We start from the raw sequence: 20,958 nt of genomic DNA, 5'->3' as shown, positions 1-20,958 counted from the left end.
CTTTAAGAGTAAATTGTCATTCTTCCAATTTACAAGCGACAGCTCCCTTTACACAAGGGAGCCTTATTTGCTGAAATCTAACACTTTACATTTAGCCCTACAAACCCAAATTTGCAGAGCTAAATTATTATAATCTACAATAACCCACAATCGAAATCAAAAAACTAAATTGTATTATTATTTAGAACCGTTTACCATAGACTATAAAAACACATTACCGGTTTAGTTACATAAATAAAAGCAAGGAGTTTATAATGCTAAATACGCATAGCAATATAGCTAAAAGGGATAAATCGCATAGGGATACATATTGATAAAACGGAGAAGATAATGGATAATAATAGTTAAGAAATAAATGAGCGTTACTTACCAAAATAATATATTAGCTAAATAACATAATAATATAGCTTATAATAAACAATTTAATTACACACTTACACACTCAGAAGAATTAATAATACAATTTAGAAAAAGAAAATATAACAATACAGTAAAACATCTTATCAACAATAACAAAGAATAGAGATGATTAATTAATGGGAAAAATCAAAAGAAAATATACATTAGGGGAAGAAATTTTTTCTTCTGTCAGTCATGGTGTGGGAGCTTGTTTGTCCATAGCCGGTACAGTTGTTTTGCTTGTATTTTCGGTTATATACGGAAATGCATTGGCAGTTGTCAGTTCGGCAATTTACGGTGCATCACTGATAATTCTTTATACAATGAGCACACTGTATCATTCATTTACAAATGAAAGGGTAAAGCACTTCTTTCAAATAATGGACCACAACACAATATTTTTGCTTATTGCAGGTACATACACACCAATAACCCTTTATATTCTTGGTGGTGTTACAGGTTGGATATTGTTTTCTGTTGTGTGGGTTGCATCAATTATTGGCATAACACTAAATTCAATTAATATGGAAAAGGCTAAAATTCCTTCCCTTATTTGTTACATTGCTACAGGCTGGGTTATTATCTTTGCTATAAAGCCGTTAATTGCAAAAGTACCTTTCCTTTCTGCATTATTCCTTGTACTTGGTGGTGTAATTTATACTGTTGGTGTTGTGTTTTATGTAATTAAAAAGGTAAAATACTTCCATCCCATATGGCATATTTTCACTGTACTTGGCAGTGCATTCCACTACTTTTCAATCTTAATAGCAATTATAAAAATGTAATGTAAATCTAAATATAGGCTGTAAAAATTAAGGCTGATACTTTATTGTATCAGCCGTTTTTTGTATGAGAAAAGCCAAGACTATAATAGTAGCCTTGGCTTAGGATTATAAAAACTTAAAAATTATCTGTAATTTAATTATGCTAATGCTTTCTTTAGTTCTTCTACCTTATCGGTATCTTCCCACTTAACATTAAGGTCTGTTCTGCCCATATGACCATAAGCAGCAGTAGGTAGGAACTTAGTATTGCGAAGGTTAAGTTCTTCAATAATAGCAGCAGGACGGCAATCAAATACCTTCTTAACGGCATTTGCAATTTCACTGTTACTATACTTACTTGTACCGAAAGTATCTACCATAATTGAAACAGGCTTTGCAACACCGATTGCATAAGCAAGTTGCACTTCACATCTACTAGCAATACCTGAGGCAACAATGTTCTTAGCAATATATCTTGCATAGTAAGCAGCACTACGGTCAACCTTAGTTGGGTCTTTACCTGAGAATGCACCACCACCATGACGGCCATAACCACCGTATGTGTCAACAATAATCTTTCTACCTGTTAAACCTGAGTCACCGGCAGGACCACCGATAACAAATCTACCTGTTGGGTTTACAAGAATTCTTGTATCATCAGTTAGTAGATTTTCAGGGATAATTGGCTTAATAACATACTTGATTAAATCATTTCTAATCTGTTCAAGTGTAACATCTTCATCATGCTGAGTAGAGATAACAACTGTGTCAATGCTAACAACCTTGCCGTCTTTATAAAGAGCAGTAACCTGAGTTTTGCCATCAGGACGAAGATACTTTAGTGTGCCGTTCTTTCTAACCTCAGTTAACTTCTTAGCCAGTTTGTGAGATAGTGAAATAGTTAGTGGCATTAGTTCTTCTGTTTCGTCACAAGCATAACCAAACATCATACCTTGGTCACCTGCACCAAACTGATTGTACTTGTCCTCTTCACCGTCTTTTAGTTCGTAACTTTCGTTAACGCCCATTGCAATATCAGGTGACTGTGTTGTAATCATATTGTTGATTTTGCAGTTGTGACCGTTAAATAGAAGTTCATCTCTGTCATAGCCGATTTCGTTAATAACATTTCTTGTAACTGCTTCATAATCAACCTTAGCAGTTGTGCTGATTTCACCCATAATGTTTACGATACCGGCAACTGCAGTTGTTTCACAAGCTACATGAGCCATATTGTCTTGTTCAAAAATTGCATCAAGAATTGCGTCACTAATCTGGTCACAAACTTTGTCAGGATGTCCTTCAGTAACTGATTCTGATGTAAATAAATACTTTCCCATATCTATACTCCTTTTCTTATATTTCTTACCACAAAAAAAAGCCACCGTGAAAGACGGTGGCTTAATACTCATCTTTCGGTTATACCGCAGGAATTAGCACCTTGCTTTTCGCAGGTTGCCGGACTTCATAGGGCCTGTCCCTCAGTCGCTCTTGATAAGAAAATATTTAATTTTTCTACCTTCATAGTGTAACACATAGTAAATATAATGTCAACTATCGGAATAAATTGTCAGTTATTCTGCTGAAGAAGTGCTTTCAGAAGTAGGTTCTGTTGTGCTTTCTGCTACACTTTCTGTAGTATTTTCTTCAGTAGAGTTTTCTTCTGTGTTAATTGATGGGTTTGTGTTGTCCTCATCCATTGTTTCAAAGTTACCACCGTAGTTGTTAACAATTTCAACAACCTTGTTGTATGTAGAAGCATTTGCATCATTGTTGATTAGAGAAATTGTAGGGTCTGTTTCCTTTGACAATCTGTTATTTAATTCATCAACACTACTTAGTACTTCACCGTTATATGTTACTGTATCACCTGAAACTGTAATTGCAACAAGTGTTTCGTGAATTGAAGCAGAAGAAGTAGGTTCTGCACTGTCTGACACAGGTAGTAGGCTCTGAATATCCTCCTTAGTTGGAATATGTCCAAAGTAAGCATAAACGCCACCACATAAAGCACCTAGGATAATAATGATAACAACAAATGTTTTTAGTCCTGTATGCTTTTTCTTTTCGGAATGGCTTTTGTCGCTTCTCTTAGAAGATTTTTCAGCTTTTCTATTATCGGATTTACTGTTATCTTTTCTGTTACTGCTATGACTTTCGTGACTATCGTGGCTACTGTGTCCTCTGTCCTTGTCCTTTTTCTTGGACTTTTTCTTTTTGTCCTTAGAACCTTTGGAACTTTTACTGCTTGAACTTCTGCTACCTGAACTGCCGGAACTTCTGTTACTTCTGCTTTCACCACTATCATTAGTATCAGCAGAGTGACTACCCTGTGGTTCTTTAGTTTCAGGTGTAACTTCTTCAGTTTCTATATTTTCAGCATATGTATTTTTTCTAGGGCTATTGCTCTTTAGTTCTCTTGAAGAACTGTTGTCAAATACATATTCATCTTCGTTATTATCAATAGGTTCATCACTAAAGAAGTCAATCTGTTGTTTTGCTTTTCTTTGTTCGGCTAAGATTTTGTCAACTTCATCATCAATGTTAGTCATATCAGTTTTGAAGTCATCAAAAGATGTGTCTTTGTTTTCATCTTCAAAATAGCCGTGTGTACCTTTTTTTGCCATACTATCAACTCCTTTAATCAAATATATCACATTTTTGTGATTACTTCAACTGTTATTGTGTGTTCTTTTTTTGAAAAAATTAGGGAAGTTACATAGAAACTGTAACTTCCCTTTGTGTTAAAGTGATAAATTTTTAAGATACTTTATCAAACTGACTGTTGTATAGGTCTGCATAGTAGCCACCCTTAGCAAGTAGCTCATTATGAGTACCTTGTTCAACAATGTCCCCATCTTTCATAAATAGAATTAAGTCAGCGTTCTTGATTGTTGAAAGTCTGTGAGCAATAACAAAACTTGTTCTGCCTTCCATTAGGTTATCCATAGCCTTCTGAATATAAGCCTCTGTTCTTGTATCAACTGAAGAAGTAGCTTCATCAAGAATAAGAATCTTAGGGTCGGCAAGAATTGTTCTTGCAATAGTTAATAACTGCTTTTGACCTTGGCTAACATTTGATGCTTCTTCATTTAGAACCATATTGTAGCCATCAGGTAGGTGTTTAACAAAGTCATCAACATGAGCAGCCTTTGCAGCCTTTATAACATCTTCATCACCGGCATCCAATTTACCGTAACGAATGTTCTCCATAATTGAGCCTTTAAATAGCCATGTATCCTGAAGAACCATACCGTAAAGCTCTCTTAGTTCTCTTCTGTCAAAGTCATTAATGTTGTGTTCATCAACTAGGATGCTACCACCGTTTAGGTCATAGAATCTCATCAGTAGCTTAACCATTGTTGTTTTACCTGCACCTGTAGGGCCAACAATAGCAATCTTCTGACCTTGCTTAACTTTAGCTGAGAAGTCGTGAATAATAATTTTATCCTCGTTGTAGCCGAATTTAACATGGTCAAATGTTACATTACCTGTGATTTCATCAACAGTAACATTTTCACCGTTAGGCTTCTTGCAATGGTTTTCAGCTTCTTGGGACTCTTCCTTTTCACCGATAAATTCAAAAATTCTTTCAGCTGATGCAGTCATTTGCTGAATCATATTACTTACCTGAGCAAGTTGCTGAATAGGCATTGTAAACTGTCTTACATACTGTATAAATGACTGAATGTCACCGACAGTAATTGTACCCTGAATAGCTAAGTAACCACCAAGTACTGCAATTGCACCGTAAGCTAAGTTACCGATTACCTGCATAATAGGACCTGCTAAACCTGAGAAGAACTGGCTCTTCCATGCTGATTTATAAAGCATATTGTTGGACTTTTCGAATTCTTCAACATTTCTGTCAACTGTGTTAAATGCCTGAACAATGTTAACACCACTGATTGTTTCTTCAACTTGACCGTTAACATGACCTAAGTAATCCTGCTGATTTCTAAAATGTTTCTGAGAAATCTTAAAGATAAGTGAAATAAAGATTAGTGCAATCGGTAGAATAACTAATGCAATAAGTGTCATCATCCAGTTAATGCTAAACATCATATATAGCACACCGATGATTGTTGAAATTGATGTTACTGCCTGAGTTGCAACCTGGTTTAAACTTGTACAAAGAGTATCAACATCATTTGTGATAATAGATAGTGTTTCACCTGTTTGATGTCTGTCAAAGTAGTTCATAGGAAGAAGATTGATTTTGTAAGAAATATCTCTTCTTAATCTATAACCAACCTTCTGAGTTACTGTACTCATTAGGAAGTTCTGAACAAAACCACAAATCGAACTTGTAATATAGATACATAGTAGTCCGATTAAGATACCGGCAATTTTACCGAAATCAATGCCTGAACCACCGGAATACTTACTCATAATTCCGTTGAAAAGTTCTGTTGTTGCATTACCTAAAATCTTAGGTCCTATAACATTGAAAACTGTACTTGCAATGGCGAAAATTACAACAATGAGTATGGCAAATTTGTAGTTGCCGATATATTTAAAAAGGCTTTTGATAGAACCCTTAAAGTCTTTTGCTTTAGCTGTTCCCATCATTTTTCCTTGTGGACCTCTACCACCTCTAGGTCCTCCCATAGGCATAGGCATTACTGTAATTCCTCCTTTGACAACTGACTTTCTGCAATGTCACGATAAACTTGACAGTTTTTCAGTAGTTCTTTGTGTGTACCCTTACCAACGATTTTACCGTTGTCAAGTACAAGTATCTGTTCAGCATTTAGAACTGTGCTGATTCTTTGAGCAACAATAAGGATTGTGCTATTCTTAATATTTTCACTAAGTGCCTTTCTGACTGCAACATCAGTCTTAAAGTCTAGTGCTGAGAAGCTATCATCAAAGATTAGCACTTCAGGTTCATTTGCAATAGCTCTTGCAATAGAAAGTCTTTGTCTTTGACCACCTGAAACATTAGTACCACCTTGGCTAATATGTGTTTCATATTTCTGAGGCTTTTCATTGATGAATTCTGTTGCGTGAGCAATCTCTGCTGCTTTTTCGATTTTTTCCATTGGTAGGTCTTCATTTGCAAAAGCAATGTTTGACTTAATAGTACCGGAGAATAGCATACCTTTCTGTGGTACATAACCGATTTTATCTCTTAAATCAGTTAGCTTAACATCCTTAATATCTTGACCGTCAACTGTAACAGAACCCTTAGTTGTATCGTAAAATCTTGGGATAAGGTTGATAAGTGTACTCTTACCACTACCTGTTGAACCGATAATAGCAGTAGTTTCACCTGGCTTTGCAGTAAAGCTAATGTCCTTTAGTACAGGTTCTTCTGCTCCCGGATAAGCAAATGTTACATCCTTAAATTCTACAACGCCCTTTTGTTTTTCTTCAAACTGCTTAGGGTTTTCAGGGTTATGGATTGTAATTTCTGTATCGTAGATTTCACCAAGTCTTTTTGCTGAAACAAATGCTCTTGGAATCATAATACTTGCCATACAAATCATTAGGAAAGACATAATAATCTGCATTGTGTATTGGATATATGCCATAATGTCACCGACTTGCATATTACCTGCATTAGTTTCATTAGCACCAACCCAAACAATAAGTACTGTTGTACCGTTCATAATAAACATCATAGCAGGCATCATAATTGCCATAACTCTGTTTACAAATAGGTTAGTCTTTGTAAGAGTTTTGTTTGCATCGTCAAATCTTTCATTTTCGTGGTCTTCACGGCTAAATGCTCTGATAACAGGTAGACCTGTAAGAATTTCTCTTGAAACTAGGTTTACCTTATCAACTAGCTTTTGAAGTGCAGTAAACTTAGGCATTGCTACTGTCATTAGTGTTGAAACAAGTACAAGGATAACGCCAACTGCTAAGGCAATAACCCATACCATACCGGAACTCATATTAGTTACCTTTAATAATGCACCGATACCTAAGATTGGAGCATAGATAATCATTCTTAGCATCATTACAACAACCATCTGAATTTGCTGAATATCATTTGTACATCTTGTAATTAATGAAGCATTACTGAATTTGTTTGACTCACTGGCTGAGAAGTTGATAATTTGGTTATATGCATGACTTCTAATATCCTTAGAGAATCTAGCACCGATAATTGATGCAAGTAAGGAAACGGCAATCATACATACAAAGATTACACCGGCATAACCAAGCATTAATGCACCTGCTTTAAATAGGTAATTCATTCTAACCTGGTCAGTATCAACACCGGCAGACTTCATAAGGCTTTCTGTATATGGTGTTACAACCTGTGTGATTGTGTCCTCTCCTAGTTTGTCAAATGCCTTTAACTTGTCGTTCATTACATCAGTAATTTGACTCATAGTGTTTTCGCTGAATAAAGGCAAAATCTCAAACATATCAACTGTTTCACCGGCTTGAGACTTCTTATTGATTTCCATAAACTTCATTTGGTTTTCAGGTGTCATTTCTTTAACACCATTTTCCATAATCTCTTGGAAGTCCTTGTTGTCAATCTTGCCACTTACTGAGTCGGAAGAAAGTTCGCCTTTCTCACTCTTTTCTAACATATAAGTGATAAGCATAGGCTTTGTTAGCTTATCGGCAAGTTTATCGGCATTTTTATCGCCGATATTTTCCTTTAATACAAGAATATCTTTGTTTTTGTACTTCTCACTTTTATACTGAGAATTTACAAAGTCTTTGTCATTTTTGTCCATAAAAAGCTCTATTTTATCCATTTCACTTTTTGGAGCTTTTTCCGGTGTAACAGTTTCAATACCGGACTGCTGAATACCAACATTGACAATATTACTCATATATGTTGGCAATGATAAGTCACAATAAGCCTGAATTACTAGCAAAATTACAACGAAAATAATAGGAATGATTGCAGGCTTAAAGTGCTTTAGTAATTTCTTCAATATATTCACCTCTTATTTAGTTTAGTATATTGATTTTAACATTATTTAAGGATATGTACAATGTATATTTTAAATTCAATGTTCATTATTTTGCACAAGAAATAAACCGTTTAGTTGTACATAATGCTGAAAATAATAATCATTTCTGTTTTATTGATATTTATTTTAAGTTATGGCTATTCTTAACAATTATTTTATTAAAAAATAACATATATAATTCTATACTAGAATAAAAATATGAATAAAATGTGATATTCTATCCTTAATTAAGAAAGAGAGGTATTAATTATGATTAAAGAAATAACAAAAGATATTACTTATGTTGGTTGTGATGATAAAACTCTTGATTTGTTTGAAAGTCAGTATATAATTCCTAACGGTATTGCATATAATGCTTATGTTATTATGGATGAAAATATTGCACTTATTGATACAGTTGATAAAAGAAAAACTGATGAGTGGCTTGAAAATGTTGAGAAAGTTCTTGACGGTAAGACACCTAAATATCTGGTTGTAAACCATATGGAACCTGACCATTCCGGTTCTGTAGAGGCTTGTATCAAGAAGTACCCTGAAATCACTTTGGTAGGTAACAAGAAAACTTTCCTATTTCTAAAGCAGTTTACAGGTCTTGACCTAGAAACAACTTCAAAGGTTGTTGCTGAAGGTGATACTCTTGAACTTGGTACTCATACATTAAGTTTTGTAATGGCACCAATGGTTCATTGGCCTGAAGTTATGGTTACATACGACAGCACAGATAAGGTACTGTTCTCTGCTGATGCATTCGGTAAGTTCGGTGCATTAGATACTGATGAAGATTGGGCTTGTGAGGCTAGAAGATACTACTTTAACATTGTAGGTAAGTATGGAGTACCTGTACAAGGACTACTAAAGAAAACATCAAAGCTTGACATTCAGATTATCTGTCCTACTCATGGTCCTGTACTAACAGAAAACCTAGGCTACTACCTAGACCTATACAACACTTGGTCAACTTATCAGGCTGAAACAGATGGTGTATTTGTTGCTTATTGTTCAATTCATGGCAACACAACTGAGGCAGTAGGTAAGCTGGAAGAAATCCTAAAGTCTAAGACAGACAAGGAAGTTGTTGTAACTGACCTTTCAAGATGTGATATGGCAGAGGCTATTGAAGATGCATTTAGATATAGCAAGTTAATTGTTGCTGCTCCATCATATGATGCAGGTGTGTTCCCTGTAATGGCAGACTTCCTACATCATCTAAAGATTAAGGCTTATCAGAACAGAAAGGTAGCTATTGTAGAAAACGGTTCATGGGCACCTACTGCTGCAAGAACTATGAAGGGTTACCTGGAAGAAATGAAGAATGTTACTATCTGTGATACAGTAGTTACAATTAAGTCCAAGGCAACAGAAGATACATATAAAGAAATGGAAAAACTTGCTGACGAAATCTTGGCATAATTTTCAAACTCAATTATTATTAGCCTCTGCAAAATAGCAGAGGCTATTTTTATAGTAATTTGTGAAATTACTAAATGCAAACAAAATAAAAATAATGGCAACAAGGAGTTGCTTGTACTAATAAACAATTTACATTATAATACAAATAGGTGGTGAATAATATGGAAACAAAGGACATAATCCTTGAACTAAGGACAAAGAAAGGTTTATCACAAGATGAACTGGTGGAGAAAGATATTTCGGTATAGTAGCAAATATAGACTTTATCCTTGTATCAACATATGAAGAAAATGGAATTAACCCAGAACTGGTTCTATATAAGAAAAGATAATTTAGATTTATTAATATCTTAACCAACAAAAAGCCCCATAGCTTGTGCTATGGGGTAATTTTATATATTTCTGAATTTTTATAATTTTCCCTATAAAAAAGCAAGTGACAACATAAGTCATCACTTGCTTATAATTATTTCTTAATTTCTAGGAGTCTTTCGGCTTTTTCAACTTCTTCAGCAGTTGGAATTTTATAGCCGTCAAGTGGGTAAGGAATACCTAACTTTTCCCACTTCATAAGACCTAGTGTATGATAAGGAAGAATCTCAACCTTATCTACAGTTTTAAGTTGTTTAATAAACTGATTTAACTTCTTTAGACCTTCTTCGTCATCAGTAAGGTTAGGAACAAGAACATGTCTTATCCACATATGAACACCCTTATCTGATAGATACTGAGCCATAGCAAGAATATTTTCATTCTTATGACCTGTTAGTTCCTTATGCTTATCACTTTCAATTTCTTTAATGTCAAGCATAACAAGGTCGGTATATTTAATTAGTTCATCAAACTTACTTAGAAACTCAGGGTCATTTTTAAATGGTTGACCACAAGTATCAAGGGTAGTATGAACGCCCTTTTCCTTAGCTAGTCTGAAAACCTCTGTTACAAAATCAATCTGTAACAGTGGTTCACCACCACTGATTGTAATACCACCGTTGTTCTTCCAATAATTCTTATATCTATAAGCCTTATCAAAAAGCTGTTTAGCAGTTAATTCATCACCGGCGTTTTTGTCCCAAGTGTCTGGGTTGTGGCAATATTTACAACGCATATTGCAACCCTGTAAAAATGCCACATATCTAACACCCGGTCCGTCAACCAGACCAAAAGTTTCGTAAGTATTAATTCTACCTGTTATATTACATGCTTGCATGACAAGTACGAGCAATAACATCTAGCTGCTGTTCACGAGTTAGGTCGATGAACTTAACAGCATAACCTGAAACACGGATTGTGAAGTTTGCATATTCTTCTTTTTCTGGGTGTTCCATAGCGTCGATTAGCTTATCCTTACCAAATACATTAACATTTAGGTGATGAGCACCCTGATCGAAGTAACCGTCCATAACCTGAACTAGGTTATTAACTCTTTCATCTTCTGAGTGACCTAGAGCGTCTGGGTTGATTGTCTGAGTATTTGAAATACCATCTAGTGCCCAGTGATATGGTAGCTTAGCAACTGAGTTTAGAGAAGCTAGTAGACCGTTCTGTTCTGCACCGTAACTTGGGTTAGCACCAGGTGATAGTGGTTCGCCGGCCTTACGACCGTTAGGCATAGTACCTGTAGCCTTACCATAAACAACGTTAGATGTGATTGTTAGGATAGATGTTGTAGCTTCAGAATCACGGTATGTGTGACGCTTCTTAATCATATCTAGGAATGTCTTTAGTAGCCATAGAGCGATTTCGTCAGCTCTGTCATCATCGTTACCATACTTAGGGAAGTCGCCTTCTGTTTCGAAGTCAACGATGATACCGTCTTCATCACGGATTGGCTTAACTGTTGCGTACTTAATAGCACTTAGTGAGTCAACAACATGTGAGAAACCTGCAATACCTGTAGCAAATGTACGACGAACATCAGTATCAATAAGAGCCATTTCAGCTGCTTCATAATAATACTTATCGTGCATATACTGGATTAGGTTTAGTGTATTTACATATAGACCAGCTAGCCAGTCCATCATTGTTGTATACTTATCAATAACCTTATCATATTCTAGAGTGTCACCTTCGTATGGCTTGTAAGCAGGACCAACCTGTTCACGAGTCTTAACATCAACACCACCGTTTAGTGCGTATAGAAGACACTTAGCTAGGTTAGCTCTAGCACCGAAGAACTGCATTTCCTTACCTGTCTGAGTAGCAGATACACAGCAGCAGATTGAGTAATCGTCACCCCATACAGGCTTCATAACATCATCATTTTCATACTGAACTGAGCTTGTACGAATTGAAATCTGTGCAGCATAGTCCTTGAATGTTTCTGGAAGTGATGAAGAATATAGAACAGTTAGGTTTGGTTCTGGTGAAGGTCCCATATTTTCTAGTGTGTGTAGGAAACGGAAGTCTGTCTTTGTTACCATTGAACGACCGTCAACACCTGTACCACCAACTTCTAGTGTAGCCCAAACAGGGTCACCTGAGAATAGCTGATTGTATGATGGGATACGAGCGAATTTAACCATACGGAATTTCATTACCATGTGGTCGATTAGTTCCTGAGCTTCTTTTTCTGTTAATGTTCCGTTTTCTAGATCTCTCTGAATGTAGATGTCTAGGAATGTTGAAATTCTACCAACACTCATTGCAGCACCGTTCTGAGTCTTGATAGCAGCTAGATAACCGAAGTATAGCCACTGACAAGCTTCGTGAGCGTTACTTGCTGGTTCTGAAATGTCGTAACCATAAGCCTGAGCCATAGTCTTCATATCATTTAGAGCCTTAATCTGTAGAGAAAGTTCTTCTCTCTGACGGATAACGTCATCTGTCATTGTGCCGTCGCCTGTGTTAGCAAAGTCATGCTTCTTTTCTTCGATTAGGTAATCAATACCGTAAAGAGCAACTCTACGATAGTCGCCAACGATACGGCCACGACCGTATGTATCTGGAAGACCTGTAATAATCTTGTTATGACGAGCCTTCTTCATTTCTGGTGTGTAAGCATCGAATACACCTTGGTTATGTGTACGGCTGTATTCATTGAAGATCTTGTGGAACTTAGGGTTAGGTGTGTAACCGTTAGTTGTACAAGCCTGTTCAGCCATCTTAATACCACCGAAAGGCATAAATGCTCTCTTAAGTGGCTTATCTGTCTGAAGACCAACAATCTTTTCAAGATCCTTAGTTTCTTCACTAATATAACCAGGGCCATAAGCTGTTAGAGTAGAAACAACTTCTGTTTCCATATCTAGGATACCACCCTGAGCTCTTTCTTTCTTCTGTAAATCCTGTAGAACGCCCCATAGCTTATCAGTTGCTTCTGTTGGGCCTTCTAGGAATGATGAATCACCATCGTATGGTTTGTAGTTGTGTTGGATAAAGTCACGAGTGTTGACTTCTTCTTTCCACATACGGCCTTCAAAGCCGTCCCATTGCTTAAAATTAATCATTTTCTATCCACCTCTACTATTACTTTTTGGGTCTTTTTTTCTAACCAAATTCATTATACTACTATTTCTCTAAAATACAAGTAAAAATCATAACTATTTTGAATAATTATTGTAAATACCAAAAAAATCGAAATATTAGTTAATTTTATAGTGCAATTTAAAGAATAATTGACCGTTATTTTCACGTTTTTAGAAATTTATAACAGTATATTCTTACATTTTTGATTTATCAATATATGTATATAGTGTATTACCCTTATCACAATAACTACATATTGTGTGTTTTCATTGTTAAAAAATTAACCTAAATTTTACAAAACACTTTAATTTTTTAACTAAATAAACTGCAAAATTATAATTATACTGTAATTATTTTTCACTATTTATCCTATAATTCTTTATAAAAATTATACTGTTTGTTTTAATAATTATTCCATCAATTTTCGGCTGAAAATTCTTTATTTTAAACATATAATTTACTTAATATTTCAGTTGTGATAAAATACCCTTGAGGTGATAAAAATGAAATGTGATATGCACAATCATTCAATATTTTCCGATGGCACATTTACACCGGAAAAATTAGTTGAAATTGCAAAGGAAAGTAATCTTTCTGCTATTGCACTAACTGACCACAACACTATTTTAGGTTTAGATAGATTTTTAAATACTCCTAACAGTAGCAACATCCATCTTGTAGGTGGTATTGAATTTTCTACTGACTATAAAGGAACTGAATTACATATTTTAGGATTATTTATTCCTAAAGAATTTTACAGTGAGATTGAAGAAAAGGTTAAGAATGAACTTAAGAAAAAGGAACAAAGCAACATTAACCTAGTTAACAACCTTATTAAAAAGGGCTTTAACCTTACATATGAGGATATTAAAAACACAACACCTAACGGTAACATCAATAGAGCAGTTATTGCAAACTATATGATGCATAAAGGTTATGTTAAAAGTGTAAGTGAGGCTTTTGAAAAGTACCTTAACCCAAGTAACGGGCTATATACCCCACCTGAAAAGTTATCAGCCACAGACACAATAGAATACATCAACAGTATCGGTGCAGTTTCTGTATTGGCTCATCCATTCCTAAACTTAAAGACAGAAGATAAAATCAGAGAATTTCTAACAGTAGCTAAAGAAAAAGGTCTTGACGGTATGGAAGTTTATTACTCTAAATTCAGTGAAGAACAAACTGCTATTGCCGAAAAGTTAGCTGATGAATTCCACCTAATCAAAAGTGGTGGCAGTGACTTTCATGGTGAGAACAAACCTGAAATAAAAATGGGTACAGGCAAAGGCAACCTTAACATTCCTTACTCTGTTTATGAAAATCTAAAAAGAAGATTTAACGAAAAGAACAAATAATATATTCATTTATAATGGATATATTTGCAATTTTTCTTATGATGAATTATAATAAAGTTTAGACTAATTTTTAGAAATAAACGGACGGTGATTTTGTGGCAATTGATTCATACTTATATGGCAACACAGCAAATGATGAAATGATAATGTCTGCTGTATCAAGCATTGTACCTAATGAAGATTTGTTCTCTACTTTATCAGGTAATGAACCTTTCTCTAGTCAATACAAGCTATATGTGCCTATGCGTGTTAAAGGTGATATGTCACATATTTTAATAGAACTTGCTTTTCACTACATAGCTAAGGTAATTGTTGCAGCTTACTGTAACGACACCACTAACTGTAATCCATTTGAAAATAGCATTGCAGAAAGAAGTATCAGAAATCTACAACCTAAGATTGAGAAAAGCTACTTTCAAGAAGTGTATGAAAGATATGAATATGCTACAATGCAACTTCAAAACTATATTGACGGTGAGGACAACTCAACAAACAATATTATTCAGCATTGTTTCTTCTTAGCTAAGTTAGATATTTGCTACAGAAAAGCAGCTATTCCATCAGACCTTAGTCAGTTCTTTACACCGGCAACACCTGATGAGGTTATCGAGATTAAAGAAATGGCACTTAAATTTGGCAAAAGTTTCATTCCGAGAGTTTTGCGACCTGAAAGCAAAATTATCTTTAACCCTAACTTTGGTTTTGGTGAATGTTTAATCGGTGAGACTGAATGTGATATGATTATTGACAAAACTATCATTGACCTTAGAACCGATATTGGTACAAGCTATCCTAGGGATAGAGTTACAAAAAGTATGGTTCACTTTTTGCTGACAGAAATCAACAGAGATTTTGGCAATAAAGAAAATGCTTTTCCAATTGACAACCTTGTATTTTATTCTGCCAGATATGGTGAAACAGAAATTTTAAGTTTGGAAGATATTGATCAATATGACATTACCAAAGCAGTTAACAAATTCACTTTAGCTACTAATGCCGAACATAAATTTGACCAAATGATAGCTAAAGGAAAATACAAAAATACACCTAGACCTAACAATGTTAACAGTCAGGAACAATATTACTCACATTCTAAACAAAGTAGAAATGATGATATTGACAGACAGGACTATAATGACGGTTACAACCAAGTGGTTAGGAAGAAAAAGAAACATACTTTTAGAAAAGTTTTGATTTTGATAATTGTACTTTCTCTTATCACTATTGGATTTGTTTATCTTAAAGATTATTATGTAATGAATTACGGCAATGACTTTGCTATTGAGTCAATACTACATAATTTATTTGGTTTAGACATATAAATATATATCAAAAGGGACAGTTTGCACTAAGCAGACTGTCCCTTATTTTATTTATTAATTTGTAACAGAATATTTAAATGTGATGGGAAGAAATCTTCCACACAACTTTTCACAAAATCAAAATTACTTACTATCCAATCATTTTTATCAAAGGTAATAAGTATTCTGTTTGTAGTTGCAAATTCAGTTATCTTTGATGATACAGGAAACTGTTTCATAAACTTATTCATACCGTCTAAATTAAAATCGGTTTCATTAACAGAAAGTAAAGAAAGTAACATCTCTCTTCTAGATTTTACATCACTTGCTCTGGTTATTGAGTCAAAGTATCTTTCCTTAACAGTAAGTCCATAGTCCTCTGCTGTAGAAACAAAACATTCTTTCTCAACATTCATTAGTCTGTTACTGATAATTTCAAGACCTTTTGAATAAGCATACATTTCACTTTGCAAATTCACATTGTCCTTGTTATAGGCTTTAAAGTTACAAATAATACTGATAATTCTACTGTAAATATCCATTTTACAACTCCGTAACCTGTAAAGTATTTAGCTTTAGAAAATGCTTGTTATCCACTACCATATCGGTAGTTAAAGCATCATCAAACTGAAAACGCTTTATGCCGTCAATACTCTGCACCTTTTCAGCAACTCGTGAAAGAAAGAATGAACCACCTACACCTAAACTTGAAACATAATCTCTCAGCAAGGTTTCACATTTACTCTTAATATCAGCAAAGCTATAACCACTTTCAAGTTCCAGCTTTACACCGATATTTACATATGAGGCAGTTGCACTATATACTACTGTGTTAACATTAACTTCTCTTTCCTTTGTTATAACTCTCTGTACATTAGAAGCCAAGGTAGCATCTGCCATTTCACCTTTTTTAGAAATAAAAATATCTACAGTACCTGCACCTCTGTTTTTAGGTACAACACCGGCAGAATATACACCCTCCATACTTTCGGCAAGTGACTTATAAAAAGCAATATTAGTACCGTTGTTGTGGTGCTTATATATGTACATCAATCTACTTCTAAGTTCTTCATCTGTTTCTATATCTTCACCATCCTCAAAAACATCTTTATTTGTTACCGAATAGACACCTGGCACTTGAGAAACCAAGGTAGCAATCTTCTTAATAGCTATATTATATTTTTTGCCTACCGATTCAGCCTCAGCATCTACAATAGCAAAGGTACCTCCTACTGAAACATATCCGTTTATTGTAGTGACAAATCTCAATGGATTTTCCCCTGATGTAGAAACAACAGTACCCTTAGGTATTAATAGTGTACTTTCTGTTGGTGAGTCAAGTGTAAAAAAAACACTACCGGTAGCTTTTGCACCTTGCTTTCTGGTGACACCTCTTTCTGCACAATGATAGTCAAGGTACTTACCGGTTGCAGTTGTAGGGAACATTTGTTTTTCCAAAAAATCTAATTGACTTGAAAAGTTAAAAAGTTCACCGGCTAAAATTCTAAACTTAATACCTTGGTCAGAATATTCATCCGGTACAAAGCCTGTTTTCTCTTTATAGGCATTTTCCATTGTAGTTAGTATTTCATTATAATCTACCACACACATTCACCTCTCTTACATATTCCTTATTACCTAGTTTTAGGCTAATATTAACAGTCTGTTTCTCTTTATCTACCCACAGTACAGTTACCCTAGTATTTACAATATTAAATACACATTGATTTATGTACATTTCAAGTTGTGCCAAATCTTCTTCAGTAGAGTAATCAAGTTTAGGAATAGTTGAACCTAAATTTTTATTATAAATAAAACTGCCTTTATCAAGAGAAAGGCACAATTCTATTCTCTGAAAAATACTATCAACATCATAAACTTTTTCTTCTGTATTACCTAAGAAAACTGTACCACCATCTTTAACCTTTAAATCATACATCAAGAAATCACCTTGCCGTTTATCAGCACTTGACCTTTATTATTGAGAAGAATTTTTGCACCACCTGCACTACACAGCAGCACCTCACCTACTTCTAAATTATGGGAATTGTTGTTACATACTCCCACAACAACATTGCCGTTTTCTGTAGGGATAATTACAGAATTTTCTCCAACAACAGGAACAGAATACAACCCATAGGGCAAAGCAACCTTTACATTACTTTGCTCTACAGAAGAAAACACATTTACTGTATTGTCATCACTTTTTACCACTTCACCACACTTTGATTTAGGGGAATTTTCCTTTGCAATATAACCGGTTAACCACATTTATTTACACCTTCTTAAAATTAACTTTGTTTCTTCACCTTTTGAATTATAGGAATATTCTATTTCTGCAACTTGCAATTTTTCTGCTATACTTTCAACCTTACATTTATAGCCTAAACAGTAGGTTAAGTTATATGGGCAAGTTACCTGTACTTCATAACTGTTTAAGTTAGAATTTTCTATTAAATTTTCACCATTTTCCGGATAAACATTTTTACCTACTGATGCATCCAAAAATCTTTCTCTGCATATTGAAGTACCCTTAGTTTCTTTATTCTCAATTATATAGTCGTAAAATCTTGAATTTGTCATTAAGGATACTTTGGAGATTTTCTCACATCTCTTTTTATTTTCGATTAGTGAGGTGTAGCTCAAGTTACTTAAAGTTATTTCACTGTCAATATTACTGTAAAAAATCAGCTTACCCTTAGGTGTCATTCTAGGTAAAGAAGAAAATACCTTATCACAATATTCTGCAAAAATATCATAAACAGTCATACCGTTATCAACGGTAATCTTTCCGGTATAAACTTCCTCACCATTATCAAAATCAATAGAAAAATCTTTAAGATATTTATTACCTAAATATGTTCTTGTAACATTATTCAATTCTGTAGGATAGGCTTGATTATCCAGTAGCAAGGCCATCTTACTTCTTGCTACATACTTTTTATAGTTACCTGTAGTATTAAAAATGCTGATTTCTTCATCAATAACCCCAACAAAGATAAGGTCAGTCTCATTATAAATTTTAATCTCTGCACCATCAGCATAATTTTTATAAGGCAACACAACAGTAGCACTGTCACACGGAACAGTTAAACTCATATCAATAGTCAATGACAAGGGCTTTTCAAAGCATATAATGTTACCCTTATCATCAAAAATATATACACCTAACATAATGCCACCTTATCCCCTACCTTTAAGTCAAAAGGATTTTTCAGCTGATTATTCAGTAACATAAGTCTTTCAATACCAACATTATATTTATTGCTGATATTCCATAGTGACTCACCACTTTCAGCATAACAAAATGATGGTAAATAAGTTTTATCAATACCGGACATATCTTCAACAAAAGTAAATTTATAGGAAATCAGATTTTCTTTAGGTTCACCTACAATTTCAAGACTTGTAAAGTAGCTATTCATTACAGAGAATTTAGGAATTGTCAGCAGTCCTGAAGTTTCTTCTTTATGTACCTTCCACAAAGAATCATACTGACTAAAACAATCTTCACCAAAGAGATAACCTTCACCTGTAATTACTCTACTGTTTCTGCCAAAGTTTTGAATAAGGTTATTGCCCATAGGAATTTTTTGTTCCACAATTTCTCTATTGGAAAGTAGTTTTACTGTTGATGGGTTATAGGTCCAGAAATGATTTTTGAAACTCATTTTTGCTATCTTCATTTTTTCAAATCCTTTGTGTCAATAATTTTTCTGCTGTATCTGCGAATATCCCTACTGATAATTTTGGAAATATTTTCACAAGCAGATTTATCAACCAGCTTATCGGCAAATTCCAAGAATTCCTTATTCATTAAATGACCTTCTTTCACAAGAAGTTATCAGCAATTCTCTATACACAAAGCCATCCTTTGTATATTCTCTTTCACCTAAAATTTTGCAGTTGTAATACATTACTGTGTAGTTACTTTGCTTTAGCTTTAGGGTAAATTCATTATGAGGAAAAGTGTTGTGGTTACTTGCTAAAGTTAGTGTAAGGGTATAATCAACATTTTCACTTGTTACACCGTAACTATTGCCACACATATATTCATTAATCTTAGTGGTAGATGAATTTACTTCCGATGTAAGTCCAACTACTCCACCTACTACCTTGTCATCAATAGTGATAACTAAATTTTTCATTAAATCCATTGTACCTATCATTTACTCACCTCTGTAATCTAAATAATCTAAGGATAGAGAAAGTGTCCTATACACTGCCTCATACTCTTGGCTATACTTTATTTCAGAAACATTTATACTGCTTATAATATTGTCACTGTCTGCTTTAGGTAAAAGCTCCACAATAGAATTTATTGTATGGGTGATACCATCCCCACCGTTTTGGTAGGGACAGTAAATATTCAGCTTTAACTCTGACTTTATATTTTCACCACTCATTCCGTTACCGGCAAATCCACCGGCAAAAGAATTTACAATATTAACACCATTATTTACGGTAACAAGTATTCCACCAAGTGGTGTTTCTTTTAGCTTACCGTTATAGGCTTTTACAAATCTTACATCATCAAGGTCTTTACTTAGCTTGATTTTCTTAATAATATCTTCAACCTTATCATTATGAATTACCACTAAAATCATCCTCCAAAATAGGGTAACATAACTTTAGTATTGCCCACTTATACATACATTTATTCTGATACATATAACTCTGACATTTAATAACCTCATATGTTGAATTATCAAGAATCAGTTTGTCGTTACTGTCTACTGCACTGTCCTTTTCTGCTACTAAAAGATAATACATTTTATCCCTGGCAGAGATATTTGTGCTTTCATAAATATTACTATGGGATTTATAGTTTAGTGGCTGAATAAAACCGTAAATTGTACTTACATTGTCCTTTGACAAGGCAGTTATTTTGTTGCCGTATTCTCTAAAGGACTTTGTAATTGAAGAACTTATATTCATACACTAACACCCTTAAAGTAAAAGTCAGATGACTTTGTGAACCTAGCAATTTCCTTTAGACTTTCTTTCCATAGTGAATATGCCCTTTCGGTAACTTTGCTTTCACTGCTTTTGGAAACAGTTAAGTCACCTGCCTTAAAGTAGCTAACATTACTTTGGCTATAGAACAAACTCCAATTGTAATAAGCATATGTACCACAAGCAGAACTTAGTAATGTACTGTTCTCTTTAACATCAACTTCTTCCTTTAGAATTGACTTTACATAGGCAATTGACTCTCTGATAAGTGGCAGATACTTGCTAAGTTCACTTTCATCAATACCGGACAGTAACAGAAATTTCTTTGCTACTTCATTAATTCCCAAGTTATCACC

General features: G+C 34.4%; 21 protein-coding genes and 1 riboswitch. Of the genes, 4 read left to right on the top strand and 17 right to left on the bottom strand.

Features of this window, described 5'->3' with window-relative positions:
• The first annotated feature begins 536 nt into the window (after nucleotides 1-536).
• Complete coding sequence (trhA, locus tag WMO18_RS05100) at nucleotides 537-1,184, top strand: PAQR family membrane homeostasis protein TrhA (RefSeq protein WP_211148022.1); 648 nt, start codon at nucleotides 537-539, stop codon at nucleotides 1,182-1,184.
• Nucleotides 1,185-1,321: 137 nt separating this feature from the next.
• Here trhA and metK read toward each other — a convergent pair whose 3' ends face one another.
• The 4 genes from metK to WMO18_RS05080 all read right to left on the bottom strand — a co-directional run bounded on the left by metK (nucleotide 1,322) and on the right by WMO18_RS05080 (nucleotide 8,071).
• Nucleotides 1,322-2,503 (bottom strand): methionine adenosyltransferase, encoded by a 1,182-nt coding sequence (metK, locus tag WMO18_RS05095; protein ID WP_211148021.1) that lies wholly within the window; start codon nucleotides 2,501-2,503, stop codon nucleotides 1,322-1,324.
• A 65-nt stretch (nucleotides 2,504-2,568) separates the two neighbouring features.
• A riboswitch (SAM riboswitch) is annotated at nucleotides 2,569-2,664 on the bottom strand.
• A gap of 73 nt (nucleotides 2,665-2,737) precedes the next feature.
• The gene (locus WMO18_RS05090) at nucleotides 2,738-3,790 is read right to left on the bottom strand and encodes a hypothetical protein (RefSeq protein ID WP_211148020.1); all 1,053 of its coding nucleotides are present in this window, start codon (nucleotides 3,788-3,790) and stop codon (nucleotides 2,738-2,740) included.
• Nucleotides 3,791-3,923: 133 nt separating this feature from the next.
• On the bottom strand, nucleotides 3,924-5,780 hold the full coding sequence (locus tag WMO18_RS05085) for an ABC transporter ATP-binding protein (RefSeq protein WP_248004713.1): 1,857 nt from the start codon (nucleotides 5,778-5,780) through the stop codon (nucleotides 3,924-3,926).
• Between the two features lie 5 nt (nucleotides 5,781-5,785).
• Nucleotides 5,786-8,071 carry an ABC transporter ATP-binding protein gene (locus WMO18_RS05080; protein WP_211148019.1) on the bottom strand — a complete coding sequence of 762 codons (2,286 nt, stop codon included), beginning with the start codon at nucleotides 8,069-8,071 and terminating at the stop codon, nucleotides 5,786-5,788.
• Nucleotides 8,072-8,359: 288 nt separating this feature from the next.
• Here WMO18_RS05080 and WMO18_RS05075 point away from each other — a divergent pair, with 288 nt between their 5' ends.
• Entirely contained in the window at nucleotides 8,360-9,520 is a 1,161-nt protein-coding gene (locus WMO18_RS05075; RefSeq protein WP_211148018.1) for an FprA family A-type flavoprotein, read from the top strand.
• A 465-nt stretch (nucleotides 9,521-9,985) separates the two neighbouring features.
• Here the strand turns inward: WMO18_RS05075 and pflA are convergent, their stop codons facing one another.
• Nucleotides 9,986-10,729, bottom strand: coding sequence for a pyruvate formate-lyase-activating protein (gene pflA, locus WMO18_RS05070; protein ID WP_248004712.1), 744 nt, complete (start codon nucleotides 10,727-10,729; stop codon nucleotides 9,986-9,988).
• Complete coding sequence (gene pflB / locus WMO18_RS05065) at nucleotides 10,716-12,968, bottom strand: formate C-acetyltransferase (RefSeq protein WP_367286406.1); 2,253 nt, start codon at nucleotides 12,966-12,968, stop codon at nucleotides 10,716-10,718. The genes pflA and pflB overlap by 14 nt, the downstream gene beginning before the upstream one ends.
• Nucleotides 12,969-13,490: 522 nt before the next feature.
• On the opposite strand from pflB, the gene WMO18_RS05060 reads away from it, so the two are divergent.
• Both WMO18_RS05060 and WMO18_RS05055 read left to right on the top strand, forming a co-directional pair.
• Nucleotides 13,491-14,345 carry a PHP domain-containing protein gene (locus WMO18_RS05060; protein ID WP_022505829.1) on the top strand — a complete coding sequence of 285 codons (855 nt, stop codon included), beginning with the start codon at nucleotides 13,491-13,493 and terminating at the stop codon, nucleotides 14,343-14,345.
• 95 nt (nucleotides 14,346-14,440) lie between these two features.
• On the top strand, nucleotides 14,441-15,667 hold the full coding sequence (locus WMO18_RS05055) for a hypothetical protein (RefSeq protein WP_022505828.1): 1,227 nt from the start codon (nucleotides 14,441-14,443) through the stop codon (nucleotides 15,665-15,667).
• 47 nt (nucleotides 15,668-15,714) lie between these two features.
• Here the strand turns inward: WMO18_RS05055 and WMO18_RS05050 are convergent, their stop codons facing one another.
• Genes WMO18_RS05050 through WMO18_RS05000 form a run of 11 tightly spaced genes read right to left on the bottom strand, consistent with a single transcriptional unit; the run spans nucleotide 15,715 to nucleotide 20,949 of the window.
• Entirely contained in the window at nucleotides 15,715-16,188 is a 474-nt protein-coding gene (locus tag WMO18_RS05050; RefSeq protein ID WP_022505827.1) for a hypothetical protein, read from the bottom strand.
• A 1-nt stretch (nucleotide 16,189) separates the two neighbouring features.
• Nucleotides 16,190-17,251 carry a baseplate J/gp47 family protein gene (locus tag WMO18_RS05045; RefSeq protein ID WP_022505826.1) on the bottom strand — a complete coding sequence of 354 codons (1,062 nt, stop codon included), beginning with the start codon at nucleotides 17,249-17,251 and terminating at the stop codon, nucleotides 16,190-16,192.
• Nucleotides 17,238-17,585 carry a hypothetical protein gene (locus WMO18_RS05040; RefSeq protein WP_022505825.1) on the bottom strand — a complete coding sequence of 116 codons (348 nt, stop codon included), beginning with the start codon at nucleotides 17,583-17,585 and terminating at the stop codon, nucleotides 17,238-17,240. Before WMO18_RS05040 ends, WMO18_RS05045 begins: the two co-directional genes overlap by 14 nt.
• Nucleotides 17,585-17,917: a phage baseplate assembly protein gene (locus tag WMO18_RS05035; RefSeq protein WP_022505824.1), complete on the bottom strand. Its 333-nt coding sequence runs from the start codon at nucleotides 17,915-17,917 to the stop codon at nucleotides 17,585-17,587. Before WMO18_RS05035 ends, WMO18_RS05040 begins: the two co-directional genes overlap by 1 nt.
• Nucleotides 17,918-18,820, bottom strand: a complete 903-nt coding sequence (locus tag WMO18_RS05030; RefSeq protein WP_022505823.1) for a hypothetical protein — start codon at nucleotides 18,818-18,820, stop codon at nucleotides 17,918-17,920.
• Nucleotides 18,814-19,332, bottom strand: coding sequence for a LysM peptidoglycan-binding domain-containing protein (locus tag WMO18_RS05025; RefSeq protein WP_211147409.1), 519 nt, complete (start codon nucleotides 19,330-19,332; stop codon nucleotides 18,814-18,816). The genes WMO18_RS05030 and WMO18_RS05025 overlap by 7 nt, the downstream gene beginning before the upstream one ends.
• Nucleotides 19,329-19,463, bottom strand: coding sequence for a hypothetical protein (locus WMO18_RS05020; RefSeq protein ID WP_022505821.1), 135 nt, complete (start codon nucleotides 19,461-19,463; stop codon nucleotides 19,329-19,331). Before WMO18_RS05020 ends, WMO18_RS05025 begins: the two co-directional genes overlap by 4 nt.
• A complete protein-coding gene (locus WMO18_RS05015; protein ID WP_022505820.1) occupies nucleotides 19,456-19,815 on the bottom strand; it encodes a hypothetical protein in 360 nt (119 codons plus the stop codon). Before WMO18_RS05015 ends, WMO18_RS05020 begins: the two co-directional genes overlap by 8 nt.
• Nucleotides 19,816-20,244 carry a hypothetical protein gene (locus WMO18_RS05010; RefSeq protein WP_022505819.1) on the bottom strand — a complete coding sequence of 143 codons (429 nt, stop codon included), beginning with the start codon at nucleotides 20,242-20,244 and terminating at the stop codon, nucleotides 19,816-19,818. It lies immediately after the preceding gene.
• A complete protein-coding gene (locus WMO18_RS05005) occupies nucleotides 20,231-20,584 on the bottom strand; it encodes a hypothetical protein (protein ID WP_022505818.1) in 354 nt (117 codons plus the stop codon). The genes WMO18_RS05010 and WMO18_RS05005 overlap by 14 nt, the downstream gene beginning before the upstream one ends.
• Nucleotides 20,581-20,949 carry a hypothetical protein gene (locus WMO18_RS05000; RefSeq protein WP_022505817.1) on the bottom strand — a complete coding sequence of 123 codons (369 nt, stop codon included), beginning with the start codon at nucleotides 20,947-20,949 and terminating at the stop codon, nucleotides 20,581-20,583. The genes WMO18_RS05005 and WMO18_RS05000 overlap by 4 nt, the downstream gene beginning before the upstream one ends.
• Nucleotides 20,950-20,958: the final 9 nt, after the last annotated feature.

Origin of the sequence: Ruminococcoides intestinihominis (assembly GCF_040096285.1) — a bacterium.
Taxonomy (GTDB): Bacteria; Bacillota; Clostridia; order Oscillospirales; family Acutalibacteraceae; genus Ruminococcoides; species Ruminococcoides intestinihominis.
Note: the sequence above shows the minus strand (reverse complement) of the source record. Positions and strands in the feature narration are given on the sequence as shown.